The sequence below is a fragment of the Bacillus sp. BD48 genome, assembly GCF_046566805.1.
In the GTDB taxonomy this organism is placed as follows: Bacteria; Bacillota; Bacilli; order Bacillales; family Bacillaceae; genus Bacillus; species Bacillus safensis.
This window is the reverse complement of sequence record NZ_JANGFM010000001.1, coordinates 735155-748497: the sequence shown is the minus strand read 5'-3', so window position 1 is coordinate 748497 and position 13343 is coordinate 735155. Positions and strand designations below refer to the sequence as shown.

14 protein-coding genes are annotated in these 13343 nt (G+C 42.0%); 12 read left to right on the top strand and 2 right to left on the bottom strand.

Features of this window, described 5'->3' with window-relative positions:
* Window position 1: 1 nt before the first annotated feature.
* The 7 genes from argB (at window position 2) to ACLGGR_RS03860 (ending at window position 8795) form a co-directional block, all read left to right on the top strand.
* Complete coding sequence (gene argB / locus ACLGGR_RS03890; protein WP_142944489.1) at window positions 2-778, top strand: acetylglutamate kinase; 777 nt, start codon at window positions 2-4, stop codon at window positions 776-778.
* Window positions 775-1926: an acetylornithine transaminase gene (gene argD, locus ACLGGR_RS03885; protein WP_410972528.1), complete on the top strand. Its 1152-nt coding sequence runs from the start codon at window positions 775-777 to the stop codon at window positions 1924-1926. The genes argB and argD overlap by 4 nt, the downstream gene beginning before the upstream one ends.
* 70 nt (window positions 1927-1996) lie before the next feature.
* Entirely contained in the window at window positions 1997-3058 is a 1062-nt protein-coding gene (locus ACLGGR_RS03880) for a carbamoyl phosphate synthase small subunit (protein ID WP_251215660.1), read from the top strand.
* Window positions 3051-6131 (top strand): carbamoyl-phosphate synthase (glutamine-hydrolyzing) large subunit, encoded by a 3081-nt coding sequence (gene carB / locus ACLGGR_RS03875; RefSeq protein WP_410972527.1) that lies wholly within the window; start codon window positions 3051-3053, stop codon window positions 6129-6131. Before ACLGGR_RS03880 ends, carB begins: the two co-directional genes overlap by 8 nt.
* Window positions 6128-7078, top strand: a complete 951-nt coding sequence (argF, locus tag ACLGGR_RS03870) for an ornithine carbamoyltransferase (RefSeq protein WP_410972526.1) — start codon at window positions 6128-6130, stop codon at window positions 7076-7078. Before carB ends, argF begins: the two co-directional genes overlap by 4 nt.
* A gap of 102 nt (window positions 7079-7180) precedes the next feature.
* Complete coding sequence (locus tag ACLGGR_RS03865; protein ID WP_008348517.1) at window positions 7181-7360, top strand: YjzC family protein; 180 nt, start codon at window positions 7181-7183, stop codon at window positions 7358-7360.
* Between the two features lie 169 nt (window positions 7361-7529).
* Window positions 7530-8795, top strand: coding sequence for an MFS transporter (locus ACLGGR_RS03860; RefSeq protein ID WP_047201781.1), 1266 nt, complete (start codon window positions 7530-7532; stop codon window positions 8793-8795).
* A gap of 114 nt (window positions 8796-8909) precedes the next feature.
* Here ACLGGR_RS03860 and ACLGGR_RS03855 read toward each other — a convergent pair whose 3' ends face one another.
* Window positions 8910-9104, bottom strand: coding sequence for a YjzD family protein (locus ACLGGR_RS03855; protein WP_003211779.1), 195 nt, complete (start codon window positions 9102-9104; stop codon window positions 8910-8912).
* Between the two features lie 212 nt (window positions 9105-9316).
* Between ACLGGR_RS03855 and ACLGGR_RS03850 the strand changes: the two genes are divergently transcribed.
* From ACLGGR_RS03850 to ACLGGR_RS03835, 4 genes are all read left to right on the top strand, one after another.
* Window positions 9317-10057, top strand: coding sequence for a hypothetical protein (locus tag ACLGGR_RS03850; RefSeq protein WP_142944495.1), 741 nt, complete (start codon window positions 9317-9319; stop codon window positions 10055-10057).
* 73 nt (window positions 10058-10130) lie between these two features.
* On the top strand, window positions 10131-10706 hold the full coding sequence (locus tag ACLGGR_RS03845; protein ID WP_323647286.1) for a nad binding enzyme: 576 nt from the start codon (window positions 10131-10133) through the stop codon (window positions 10704-10706).
* A gap of 91 nt (window positions 10707-10797) precedes the next feature.
* Window positions 10798-11760, top strand: coding sequence for a BMP family ABC transporter substrate-binding protein (locus ACLGGR_RS03840; RefSeq protein ID WP_048238469.1), 963 nt, complete (start codon window positions 10798-10800; stop codon window positions 11758-11760).
* Window positions 11761-11772: 12 nt separating this feature from the next.
* Window positions 11773-11970, top strand: coding sequence for a ComZ family protein (locus tag ACLGGR_RS03835; RefSeq protein WP_034282083.1), 198 nt, complete (start codon window positions 11773-11775; stop codon window positions 11968-11970).
* A gap of 10 nt (window positions 11971-11980) precedes the next feature.
* On the opposite strand, the gene ACLGGR_RS03830 is transcribed toward ACLGGR_RS03835, so the two are convergent.
* A complete protein-coding gene (locus tag ACLGGR_RS03830) occupies window positions 11981-12214 on the bottom strand; it encodes a hypothetical protein (RefSeq protein WP_142944498.1) in 234 nt (77 codons plus the stop codon).
* 171 nt (window positions 12215-12385) lie between these two features.
* Between ACLGGR_RS03830 and ACLGGR_RS03825 the strand changes: the two genes are divergently transcribed.
* Window positions 12386-13324, top strand: coding sequence for a beta-ketoacyl-ACP synthase III (locus ACLGGR_RS03825; RefSeq protein ID WP_024425052.1), 939 nt, complete (start codon window positions 12386-12388; stop codon window positions 13322-13324).
* Window positions 13325-13343 lie beyond the last annotated feature (19 nt).

Here is a 13343-nt window from a genome sequence, read left to right as displayed (position 1 = left end):
CATGAATAAAACGATCGTGTTCAAGTGTGGGGGCAGTGTCATTCGAGAACTTTCAGATACCTTTTATGAAAATGTCCGCTCACTTCAAGCCGCTGGATTTAAACTGGCTATCGTGCATGGCGGAGGACCTGAAATCACCAGCATGCTGCAAAAATTAGAAGTGAAAACAGAATTTGTTGACGGGCAGCGTAAAACAACGAAGCCTGTGTTAGAGGTAGCCGAAATGGTTCTCTCGGGAACGGTCAATAAATACTTTGTGTCAGAGCTCGCAAAGCATGATATTTCATCTGTCGGCGTATCCGGCAAAGATGGGCAGATGCTTGTCGCCGATTTCCTAGATCAAGACGTTTACGGGTACGTTGGCGAAATCAAAGAAGTTCATCCAGAGATGGCAGAAGCACTCATGGAAAAACAATTCATTCCTGTGATTGCGCCGCTGTCTATGACGGAAGAATGCCAAACCTTAAATGTGAATGCCGATTTAGCAGCATCAGCTGTCGCCGGAGCCATGAAGGCTGATAAGCTCATGTTTGTCACAGATGTTGAAGGCATTTTAAAAAATGGTGAACTATTAGATGTCGTCACTGAACAAGAAGCCCTTTCACTCATTGATGAAGGCATTATTTCCGGGGGAATGATTCCGAAAGTACAATCCGCATTGAGTGCTTTATCAGGTGATGTGGATGAAGTCATGATCGTAAATGGCAAAGGCAGTATCTTTACAGGAGAAACCTTTAAAGGAACAAGAATTGTGAAACAAAAGGAGGCGGTCCTGTGAGTCATCTCTTTCAAACTTATGGACGGTGGAATGTTGAAATTAAAGAGGCAGCAGGTTCTTGGGCAATCGATACAAATGGAAAAAAATATTTAGACTTTATACAAGGCATTGCGGTTACAAATTTAGGCCACAATCACCCAAAGGTCAATGAAGCCATTAAGGAACAGCTTGACCACGTCTGGCATGTATCAAATCTGTTTGAAAATGGACTGCAAGAAAAAGCAGCAGAAAAGCTGGCAGAAAACAGTTCAGGGGATCTCGTGTTTTTTTGCAATAGCGGGGCAGAGGCAAATGAAGGTGCCATTAAATTAGCACGTAAAGCGACAGGGAAAACAAATATCGTCACATTTTTGCACTCTTTCCATGGGCGCACGTATGCTGGTATGGCTGCCACGGGTCAAGATAAAATCAAAACTGGCTTTGGTCCTATGCTAGAAGGCTTTCACTACGTACCGTTTAATGATCCTAACGCTATGTCAGCGTGTGAAGTCGATGATGTGGCAGCGGTGATGCTGGAGGTTGTGCAAGGTGAAGGTGGAGTGAATCCAGCGACACCAGAATTTCTAGAAGCCGTTCAAGCATTTTGCAAAAAACATGAAGCACTGCTGATTGTAGATGAAATTCAAACGGGCATCGGTCGAACAGGAGCAGCATTTGCATACGAAGAGACGGGTCTTGATCCTGATATTATCTCTGTGGCAAAAGGGTTAGGAAACGGCTTTCCAGTCGGTGCAGTCATAGGGAAAAAAGAGTTAGGAGATGCATTCTCCCCAGGTTCACATGGCACAACATTTGGTGGAAACATGCTCGCCATGGCCGCTGTAAATGCGACACTCGATGTGATTTTCAAAGAAGAGTTTCTTTCAGAAGTCAAAGAAAAGGGCGATTACCTGTTAGAAAAGCTGCAAAATGTCAACCAGCTGAATATCGTAAAAGAAGTTCGGGGAAAAGGATTGATGGCAGGTATTGAATGTGATCAGCCAGTCGGAGACTATATCACAGCACTTAGAGAACAAGGGCTGCTAGTGCTTCCAGCTGGTCCGAATGTCATTCGTTTATTACCTCCGCTGAATGTGAAAAAAGCAGAGCTGGATCAGGCGATCGAAGCAATTGTTCAAGTATTAGCAAATAAAACAGTTTCTGTGTAAATTTTTTTACAAAGAAACGTATAAAAATGCATAGATATCATTAATTATTCAATTTTGGGGTGACATAAGCATGAAAGGTTATTTGAATTTAGAAGATGGAGCCTCTTTTGAAGGAGATCTGACAGGAGAAGCTGGCATCACAGGTGAAGTGGTCTTTTTTACAGGTATGACAGGTTATCAAGAGGTACTCACAGATCCTTCCTATAAAGGTCAGATCATTGTTTTCACATATCCGCTGATCGGAAATTACGGCATCAATCATGAAGACTTTGAGAGCAAAAAGCCTCAAGTAAAAGCGGTGGTTGTTTACGAGGCAGCAGAGCATTTTTCACATCATCTTGCAGCGGTCAGCTTAAAAGATTATTTACAAAAGTGGAATATTCCGCTTCTGACACATACAGATACGCGCGCAGTCGTGCAAAACATCCGGGCAAATGGAACAATGAACGCTGTGCTCAGTGTAGACGAAAACGAAACGCCGCCTGCAATGAAACAAGACAATGTCGTCGCACAGGTGACAGATAGCGAGATATACACACAAGGCAGTGGTGAGGAACATGTGGCGCTCATTGATTTTGGCTTTAAAAAATCAATTGCAGATTCGCTTGCAGCGCGCGGCTGTAAAGTAACCGTCATTCCATATAAACAAATGGAAAAGGTGTTTGAGATGAAGCCGGATGCGATCCTGCTGTCAAACGGACCTGGAGACCCGAAAACCATGACACCATATTTAAAAACAATTCATGACATCATGATGACATTTCCGACACTTGGGATCTGCCTAGGTCATCAATTAATTGCTCTAGCACTTGGCGGGGATACGTATAAGCTGCCATTTGGCCACCGGGGAGCAAATCATCCTGTACAGGATACAGAATCCAAACGTGTCTTTATGACAAGTCAGAACCATAGCTATGTTGTGAATGAAAAAAGCATGAATGACAAAGAAGTGGACGTGAAATTCCTTCATGTCAATGATGGATCTGTAGAAGGATTCATTCATAAAGAAAAGCTGATTATGTCAGTGCAATTTCATCCAGAAGCACACCCAGGGCCTGCTGAAAGTGAATGGGTATTCGATGATTTTATTGAGAAAGTGAAACAAGCAAGGAGAGAAGTCGCACATGCCTAAAGATCAAAGCATACAAACCATTCTAGTCATCGGGTCTGGTCCAATTATCATTGGTCAGGCAGCAGAATTTGATTACTCAGGAACACAAGGATGTATGGCCTTAAAAGAAGAAGGCTACAAAGTCATCTTAGTGAATAATAACCCAGCAACCATTATGACAGACGAGTCATTTGCTGATGAAATCTATTTTGAACCGCTTTCAGTTGATTCAGTGGCCAGAATTATTGAAAAGGAAAAACCAGATGGACTTTTAGCCAACCTTGGCGGACAGACAGCTTTAAACCTTGCTGTCGAGCTAGAAAAAGCAGGTGTGCTGAAAAAGCATGGGGTGACCCTGCTCGGAACGTCAGTTGAAACAATTGAAAACGGTGAAGATCGAGAGAAATTCCGTGCTCTCATGAAGCATCTGAACGAACCTGTGCCAGATAGTGAAATTGTGGATAATGCGGAAGATGCTCTTCAATTTGCAAAAGAAGTCGGCTTCCCAGTCATCCTAAGACCAGCATACACACTTGGCGGTAAAGGCGGCGGAATCGCTCTAACAGAAGAGGCGTTTAAGCCGCTCATTGAAGGAGCTCTTTTAGCGAGTCCGATTCACCAGTGTTTAGTTGAAAAAAGCATAGCTGGCTTTAAAGAAGTCGAATATGAGGTCATGAGAGACCGTCAAAATACGTGTATCACGGTATGCAACATGGAAAATATCGATCCAGTTGGAGTGCATACAGGAGACTCGATTGTCGTTGCACCTTCCCAAACATTAACGGATCAGGATTATCAAATGCTCCGTTCAGCGAGCCTGAAAATCATTTCAGCGCTGGATGTAGTCGGCGGGTGCAACATCCAATTTGCTCTTGATCCACTCAGTAAAGAATACTTTGTCATCGAGGTGAATCCTCGGGTCAGCCGTTCTTCTGCTCTTGCATCAAAAGCAACAGGCTATCCGATTGCGAAAATGGCAGCAAAGCTTGCGGTGGGTTATACACTAGACGAATTGAAAAACCCGCTCACAGGTACAACCTATGCTAGTTTTGAGCCGGCACTAGATTATGTTGTCGTGAAATTCCCGCGCTGGCCGTTTGATAAATTTAAACAGGCAGATCGTAAATTAGGCACAAAAATGAAGGCGACTGGCGAAGTCATGGCGATTGATCGGAATTTAGAGTCAGCCATCCAAAAAGCAGTTGCATCACTTGAAATTAAAACGAAGGGCTTCCACCTGCCAGAACTGAAAGAGCAATCGACAGAACATTTATTTGAACTCATCAAAACACCAGACGATCGCCGGTTTTTCGCTGTAATGGAGCTTCTTTCAAGACAAGAAACGGTTGAAACGATTCATCAAACGACGAAAATCGATCGATTCTTCTTACATGTGTTCCAGAATATGATCACGCTCGAACAAGAATTGAAAGCTCATAAGGGTACACTATCAAAAGATACCTTGAAAAAGGTAAAGGAAAAGGGTTTCCTTGATGAAACGATTGCTCACTTTACCGGTCACACGGAAGAGTCAATCAGGCAGCTTCGTCAAGAATACGGCATTGCTGCTTCATTTAAAATTGTTGACACATGTGCGGCGGAATTTGATGCAAAAACGAATTACTTCTATTCCACCTACTTTGGAAAAAGCGATGGTGAGCATCAAGAAAAAACAAAGCAGCGTGCACTCATTATTGGCTCTGGCCCAATTCGAATCGGGCAGGGGGTCGAGTTTGATTACAGCGCTGTGCATGGCGTTCTGACCTTGCAAAAACTTGGATTTGAAACCATCATGATGAACAACAATCCAGAAACAGTAAGTACTGATTATGAGATTGCAGATCGCTTATATTTTGAGCCGATTACATTAGAGCACATTTTAAACGTTGTGGAAGCAGAACAAATTGATTTCGTCATTGTCCAATTTGGCGGACAGACTGCGATCAATGTCGCAGAAGGCTTGGAAAAAGCCGGCGTCACGTTGTTAGGTACGTCCTTTGATACACTTGATGCACTCGAAGACCGTGATTTATTCTATCAGCTTCTTGATGAACTGAACCTTCCTCACGCAAAAGGAGATACGGCTCATTCAAAAGAAGAAGCACTCGTACATGCGAAAAGCATCGGTTATCCTGTATTAATTCGCCCATCGTATGTCATTGGCGGAATGGGAATGATCGTTGTTCAGTCAGAAGCACATTTAGTATCACTGCTTGATCAGCCAGATCATTTGCCATACCCAATCTTAATTGATGAGTACGTGACGGGAAAAGAAATTGAAGTGGATCTTATTTCTGACGGAAACAAGGCCTTCATTCCAACGATCGTAGAACATATTGAGAAAGCGGGCGTGCACTCAGGTGACAGCTTTGCCATTTTACCAAGTATCTCAATCAGTGAAGACATCAAACAGCAGGTGCATACCGCGTCTGAACAAATAGCGAAGAAATTATCGTTCAAGGGCATTATGAATATCCAATTTGTCATCAAAGGTGATCAGGCGCTTGTATTAGAGGTGAATCCGCGGGCAAGCCGGACTGTACCAGTCGTCAGTAAGGTAATGGGCATTGATATGATCCCAATGGCCACTCAATTATTAGCTGGTGCCTCGCTTGAAGAACTAAACCCTGCAACGAAAAACAAAGGGGGGACAGCGGTCAAATTCCCAGTGTTCTCATCACATGCCATTCAAGATATTGACCTCAAGCTGACACCTGAAATGAAAGCGACAGGAGAAGGAATGTGTGTAGGCAAGAACGCCGAAAGCGCCTTGAAAAAAGTGTTTGCGCCGATCTGGAAGCAAAAAGGAAGCCTCTTTATACAAGGCAGCGAGCAATTGATAGATGAAGCGAAGCATGCAGGTTTTGACGTCTGGACTGGCAGCTTTGAATCCTGGCTGCAGAATGAGGATAAATCCCTTCATATTCATTTAGGAGAAGATGAAGAGGCAAAAGAGCAGCGTGTAAAAGCACTCACACACGGCGTTCAAGTCCTAACCGAATATGAAACTGTTCAAGCATTCCTGCAAGGAAAAAATGGAGATGTGTCACCAGTATCGCTCCATGAATTATATAAAAAGGAAGTGACGGCATGAGTCAAGTTGACGTGCAACCGGCATTATACGGAAAAGACTTTTTATCGTTAAAAGATTTCTCAATCCATGAGATTGCTTATTTAATTGAAAAAGCAGAAGAGATGAAACAAAACCCATATCAAGATTTATTCAAAGGGAAAACGTTAGCGATGATCTTTGAAAAATCTTCAACTAGAACCCGAGTCTCGTTTGAAGCGGGGATGACGCAGCTAGGAGGACATGCGCTTTTCCTCAGCTCAAATGATTTGCAAATTGGCAGAGGTGAAACCATCAGTGATACAGCGCAGGTGCTGTCTGGTTATGTAGACGGCATTATGATTCGAACCTTTGAGCATGAGAAGGTTGAAGAGCTTGCACAATACGCGTCCATTCCAGTCATTAATGGATTAACTGACTACTCACATCCATGTCAGGCGCTTGCTGATTTATTAACCATTAAAGAAACAAAAGGTACTTTAAAAGGAATCAAAGTGGCCTATATCGGTGACGGAAATAACGTGGCACACTCCTTAATGGTCGGCTGTGCGCAGTTAGGCTGTGATATTGCGGTTGCATCACCAAAAGGCTATGAACCGCTTCAAGAAGTCACAAACACTGCCCGTGAGTTTGCAAAACAATCAGGCGCAGAAGTGACCGTGACAACAGATCCTGTCGCAGCTGTACAAGATGCAGATGTTATTTATTCAGATGTGTTTACAAGCATGGGGCAGGAAGCAGAAACAGAGAAACGTCTTGCTGAATTTAAAGAATATCAAGTCAATGACGAACTGATGAGTCATGCAGCAAAGGACTATATTTTCCTTCATTGTCTCCCGGCACATCGCGGTGAAGAAGTGACGGCAGATATTATTGACGGGCCGCATTCAAAAGTATTTCAACAGGCAGAAAACCGTCTGCATGTGCAAAAAGCGTTAATGAAAGAACTCATGTATCAACCATCCAAATAAATCAAAGTGTCCCTGACTCGTATGAGCAGGGACTTTTTGCATAAAGGATTGGAGAGGCAATGGACGGGACATAATAACATCAATCGAGAAAGGAGGATGAAAATGGGTCAGCAGCATCAGTTTAAATCAGGGAATAAAGCACCGAATAATGGTGTGTATATCGAGATCGGTGAAACTGGCAGTATGGTGAAAGATCCTTTAAAGATTAAGCTTAAAGCAGGCGATGTCTTTCCTGATAACTCGAACCATAATCGTGTTTGGACCTACCAAAGAAAGCCGTAAGCAATTGACTAAGAGTCAGCAGGAATAAGACTTTAGAGGCATGTGTCATGCCTCTTTTTTCTTTATAATAAAAAACAATTAAGTTCAAATTTTCAAATAAATAGTATGAAAAAAAGAAAACTTAAGGTAAAATATGTAAGAGAATGATATTGTTGAAAGGATTTGTGTGATGGAAAAGATGAATCTCAGTGAAAGTGTTTGGAATAAACGCTTCACCTCATTATTCATATCAAGACTCATTAAAAACACAGGAGAAAGTTTTGCTTTTACATCCGTCCTTTGGCTATTGATTTTAAGAGGGGATGGAGCGCTCGGTACAGGACTTCTTCTAGCAGTAACGGTTCTCCCTTCATCTTTGTTAGCCCCAATTTTAGGACCTCTTATGAAAAAGCACCATTTGTCTAAATGGATGTTCGCTTCAGATGTTGTTCGAGCAACAATTGTACTCATTATTCCTCTTCTGCACTTTTCGCATCTATTGCCTCTATGGTTATTGATCTCATTAATGGTTATTCAATCGGCAACAGGTGCAGCGTATAATCCAGCTTCCGTGGCTATCTTACCGCAGATTGTTCCAAAGCATCTCATTCAAAAAGCAAATGCGATCCTGCAATCTTCTTTTGAGATTGTCGCACTTGCAGCAGTCATGGTGGCTGGTCTTTTGGTTAAATTAATTGGACCTGCTGATACCCTGCTGATCACCACTGCTTTATTTGTCATTTCTGGCCTGTTTATTATCGGGGTCAAACTAAAGAAAACCGATGAAGAAAAAGCAGCAGGCATTAAACAAGCGAAGAATACATATTTGTATAACTTAAAAAGAGGGTTTCTCGTTGTCAAAAACCATCACATTTTATTTGCGCTCACGCTCTATTGTATCTTAATGAATGTCGCAGCAGCTCCATGGCAGGCACTATCAGCGGTATACGTAGCAGAAGCGCTGCAAAGCGACTCCATGGTGTATTCCATTTTAAGAGGCGTTGCCGCAGTTGGCGCGTTTATGATGGGCTTTGCTCTGGCAAAGGTGAAAATTAAGAGATTTGGTTTGTTCTTTATTGTCGCTGGCATGATTGAAGGGGCTGCGTTCTTTATGACAGGGATGAGTACATGGCTGCCGGTCGTTCTGCTTGCTTCCTTTATTTTTGGAGCTGCTGTCAGTGCGATCAATGTACCGGAAATGGTCATTATTCAAACGTCTGTTGACCAAGAGGATCAGCCGCAAGTATATGCTGTGATCAATGCGTCATCAAATGTCTTTCTCCCGCTTGCAGCTGTCGTATCAGGCGTCCTCGCAGAAAGATTTGGAGCGGGACCTGTCATTGCCGGCGGAGGAATCCTTGAAATTTTATCAGGTATCGCGATCTTCCTGTTTACAGGGCTTGCGAAAAGCCATTTGACAGCGGACAAACAAAAGTCCGAAACCGTCGAGGTGTAAACGATAAAAACCCCCTGTATGTTGAAGGCAGGGGGTTTTAGCGTGCCGCTTTTCAATCAAAATGAAAAAGAAAAAAGAGCTAAACATCAATTTAGCTCTTTTTCACAAGTCATATTAAGAGTGTTTTGTTGAACTTTCCGTTTCTTTCATTGGACTTACTTCAGCAAAGATGAATAAAATAACCGTAAACACAACTGCAAGAATGGAAGTGAGCGTAAAATCATAAGCAGCTCCATTCATAGAGGCAACGATGTAACCAGCCATATGTGTCAGCAGAAAAGTCCAAATGAGGGTGATAATATAATGCATAATCCCACCGTCCTTTATGTAACAATCTATTGATTATCATACCATAGATGCAAGTGAAGGGAAAAGACTGTTTTCCGCCTTTATGTGACCATTTTGAGACCTTCTGCTATAAAAATAAAAAGAATTCTTCTGTCTTTAGGGGATTTCCTTATTCCTACAAGAGTTGTTGTTCATATCATAGAAAGCAGAATCACTGAAAGGAGGCTGGCCATATGGGTGTAAGCGAACGTTTTTTCCAGCTTGGTTCCCAGTGGAACATCATTCACCTTCCTCAAAAACCAAATGGCTTTGGCATTCTAATCCTCGGTGACCGAAATCACTTTGTGCAGGAAAATACATCATTCTGGCTTCAGCATTATGGAAGAAACCAGCTTTTAACTGCCTTAAAGGATGAAGGATATACATTGTTTAATAGTCATCTTCATGGGAATCACTGGGGATGCGAAGATGCTGTTTTTAGTGCTAAGCAGCTCGTGCATCACACGCTAAAACACGAAATATTAAACCGGGAAATCCATGTGCTCGCAGAGGGAATGGGGGCACTTGTTGCCATGAGCCTTGCTGAGGAAATGCCTGAAGTGCTAAGGTCCATTGCGATGGTGAATCCATGTCTGCATCTCTCTGCACAACGAGAAAGAGAAAAAGAACACAAATTCTTTTATAAGCAGCTGATCAAAGAGTTAGCAGAGAGCTATGGCTGCTCTGAAAAGGAAGCTGAAACGTATCCACTGCCTTCTTGCCCTGTTCATTCTGCTCATGTACCGATTCATATATGGCAAAGACTAAACGGCGCACCTTATGCATACGAACTTCACGCAAAGCCTTTTATTGATCAGCATATGAAAAATCCAGAACATTGTCAGATCGATCTCACGCTGCATATGTTCGATCATCCGAGAAGAATCTTTCAATCCATTCACAAGTTTTATAAATCGCATGAAAGAGAATTGTGATGAATAGGATGATAACAGCCCTTCATAGAAAGGGCTCTTCTTTTTATTCGATATTAAAAAAGGGGACATGAACATGGAAACAGGACTGATCATAGGGGCAGATGAGTTTTTTGGCCTGACACTTTGTGAATATATGATGAAAGAGGGCATTCAAGTGGATATCACGCGTCCTCATGATCTTAAAGAAGAACAAAAGGGACTGTTAGAAGAGCGGATGATGTGGCTAGGCAGAAATGATCTTGTTCGAGTCATTGACCTTCAGGATAGCAAAGACACGTATGACCTCATTTTTATTCAGTCAGAGGAACCGCATAACAGGCAGGAAGACATCAAAGCAAAACATGGCATGTACCGGATTCTTTATGAAAAATCTGAAAATGAATCAGCGAAACAGAATGTACCGGCAGTTATTCTTCCTCGCATGTTCGGACCATGGACACTCAATGAAGAGAGGACAAAGCGTGCTGATTCACTTTTTGTAGAAGATGTGGCAAAGGACTTGTTACAATGGGCATCGGACACAGGTCAAAGAAAGGACATGACGTATGAATTGAAGGTAGAAAGCCAAACAGATGACAAACAGGCAGAAGACATGATTGCAGAATGGAAAAGACAAAACTCAACATTTTTCGACAAAAAGCAAGAATGATCTTCCATCTTATCTTTTTTCAGTATAAAATAAACCTATATTTAACATACAGGTTCATCACTGCATGTTGCAAAAGGGAGTTGAACATGGCATGAAGTACCAGCGGCTTGTCATGATCTTTTCGTTCCTTCTTCTATTATCTGCCTGCTCGCAGGCTCCTTTAAAAGGAAAAATTGAGAAGGTGGGTTTACTCGTCCCCGATACGATTAATGATCAAGTTTGGGGAACGAAAGGTTATAAAGGCTTATTAAGTATCCAATCAACATTTGGTGTAGATGTTTATTATAAGGAAGGAATGGTCGACAAGGAGAAAATCGTTGATGCCATTGAAGAATTCCATAAAAAAGGAGTCAATTTGATTATTGGCCATGGTAATGAATACAGTGAAATTTTCAACTTGATCAGTGAAGATTATCCAAACATACAATTTATTACGGTCAATGGAAACAAGCCTCAGGCGGACAATGTCACAAACGTGACGTTTAAAGGTGAAGCAATGGGCTTTTTCGGAGGCATGACAGCTGCACATATGTCAAAAACAAAAAAGATTGGTATTCTTGCTACATATGATTGGCAAAGTGAAGTAGACGGCTTTATCAAAGGGGCAAAATATCAAGATGAACATGTACAAGTGTTAGCGGAGTTTGTTGAAAACTGGGATGATGCTGACAAAGCGGTGGAGCTCTATCAAAAATTAAAAAAGCAGGGCGTAGATGTTGTGTATCCAGCAGGTGATGGTTATAATATCCCTGTCATTGAACAAATCAAAGCCGATAATTTATCAGCGATCGGGTATGTCACCGATCAATCCAACCTCGGCAGCCATACGGTTTTAACGAGCACTGTACAGCATGTTGATAAAGCGTACAGTATCATTGCAAAGAAGTTTAATGAAGGCAAGCTAAATGAACAAGGTGAGTACTCCTTTGATTTTAAAGAAGGAGTGATCGAAATGGGGAAATTTAGCTCCACCATTGACGACGCTTTTGTGAAAGATATTGAAAGTGATATTGCGTCTTACAAAAAAACAGGCAAACTGCCAAATGAAAAGTGAGGAGACGACGACATGCAGCACGAAAAATCGATGGAATTTTTACAAATTGCCATGAAGTATTTTCCGCAGGCGAAGGAAGAGTTAGATAAAGCAGGGATTCAGCTTGACCCTGAAGCACTTCAGCCGCTTCTAACATTATTTACATCTGTCATGCAGGAAGCATATGAGCTTGGAAAAGCAGATGCAGAATCAGAAAAAGCCACAGAATAGTGGCTTTTTTTTATGATAATTTTTTCTTAAAAGCACTAATCATAGGCCCAACATCTTTAAACACAGGCTTCAGCTCATCAATGGAGTTCATAATGTTCCCAATTTGATTCATGACATGCATGTAGTCAATCGAGTCATCACTTGAAGATGTCTCCGCACGTTCCTCCTTTGCCTCTGTCTTACTTTTCTCCTTTTCAATCGGCTGTCCAAACATCATTGCTGAGAAAATATCTTTTTGCGCCATATCACATGTTCCTTTCTACTATTGGTATATATCATTAATCTATGAAAAAAGTGAGAGGAAAGGTTAGACGTTTGTATTGCCAAGAAGAAAAAAATAAGGTAAAATTAGTACCAGATACTAATATAAGATCACAATATCACATGCTCGTATGAGTAAAAGGAGTCTTATTCAATGAATGCTGGAATTATTGGCCTTGGCCGCTATATACCTGAAAAAGTATTAACAAATCATGATTTAGAAAAAATGGTTGAAACTTCTGACGAGTGGATTCGTACTAGAACAGGTATAGAAGAAAGAAGAATTGCATCTGATGATGTCAATACATCTCATATGGCGCTTGCTGCTGCAAAAAAAGCATTAGCTGACGCAGATGTGGCTGCAGAAGATATCGATATGATTCTTGTGGCGACAGTCACGCCAGATCAAGCATTTCCGACAGTTGCTTGTATGATTCAAGAGCAGCTCGGTGCACATAAAGCATGTGCAATGGATATTAGCGCTGCGTGTGCTGGCTTTATGTATGGGCTTGTTACTGGAAAACAATTTATCGAATCAGGAACTTACAAACACGTGCTTGTCGTCGGTGTAGAAAAGCTTTCTCGCATTACCGACTGGGATGACCGCAATACAGCTGTTTTGTTTGGAGATGGAGCTGGAGCTGCTGTGCTGGGAGAAGTCAGCGAAGGCAAAGGAATTCTATCATTTGAACTTGGAGCAGATGGAAGCGGCGGGAAGCACTTGTACTTAGATGAAAAAGATCATACAATCATGAATGGACGAGAAGTATTTAAATTTGCTGTAAGACAAATGGGCGAGTCAAGTGTAAACGTCATTGAAAAAGCTGGACTATCAAAAGAAGACGTTGATTTCTTGATCCCGCATCAAGCAAATATTCGCATTATGGAAGCAGCACGCGAACGCTTAGAGCTGCCAGTTGAAAAAATGTCGAAGACTGTCCATAAATATGGAAACACATCAGCAGCTTCTATTCCAATTTCACTATGTGAAGAAATCGAAGCCGGAAAAATTCATGACGGCGATGTGATTGTAATGGTTGGTTTTGGTGGCGGATTAACTTGGGGCGCAATCGCTATGCGATGGGGCCGATAAAAGAGTGGGGTGCACAAAT

Bases quoted from the DNA above. Each gene is read 5' to 3' on its own strand.
- argB (WP_142944489.1), top strand. From the start codon at position 2: ATGAATAAAACGATCGTGTTCAAGTGTGGGGGCAGTGTCATTCGAGAA.
- ACLGGR_RS03880 (WP_251215660.1), top strand. From the start codon at position 1,997: ATGAAAGGTTATTTGAATTTAGAAGATGGAGCCTCTTTTGAAGGAGAT.
- carB (WP_410972527.1), top strand. From the start codon at position 3,051: ATGCCTAAAGATCAAAGCATACAAACCATTCTAGTCATCGGGTCTGGT.
- argF (WP_410972526.1), top strand. From the start codon at position 6,128: ATGAGTCAAGTTGACGTGCAACCGGCATTATACGGAAAAGACTTTTTA.
- ACLGGR_RS03865 (WP_008348517.1), top strand. From the start codon at position 7,181: ATGGGTCAGCAGCATCAGTTTAAATCAGGGAATAAAGCACCGAATAAT.
- ACLGGR_RS03860 (WP_047201781.1), top strand. From the start codon at position 7,530: ATGGAAAAGATGAATCTCAGTGAAAGTGTTTGGAATAAACGCTTCACC.
- ACLGGR_RS03855 (WP_003211779.1), bottom strand. From the start codon at position 9,104: ATGCATTATATTATCACCCTCATTTGGACTTTTCTGCTGACACATATG.
- ACLGGR_RS03850 (WP_142944495.1), top strand. From the start codon at position 9,317: ATGGGTGTAAGCGAACGTTTTTTCCAGCTTGGTTCCCAGTGGAACATC.
- ACLGGR_RS03845 (WP_323647286.1), top strand. From the start codon at position 10,131: ATGGAAACAGGACTGATCATAGGGGCAGATGAGTTTTTTGGCCTGACA.
- ACLGGR_RS03840 (WP_048238469.1), top strand. From the start codon at position 10,798: ATGAAGTACCAGCGGCTTGTCATGATCTTTTCGTTCCTTCTTCTATTA.
- ACLGGR_RS03835 (WP_034282083.1), top strand. From the start codon at position 11,773: ATGCAGCACGAAAAATCGATGGAATTTTTACAAATTGCCATGAAGTAT.
- ACLGGR_RS03830 (WP_142944498.1), bottom strand. From the start codon at position 12,214: ATGGCGCAAAAAGATATTTTCTCAGCAATGATGTTTGGACAGCCGATT.
- ACLGGR_RS03825 (WP_024425052.1), top strand. From the start codon at position 12,386: ATGAATGCTGGAATTATTGGCCTTGGCCGCTATATACCTGAAAAAGTA.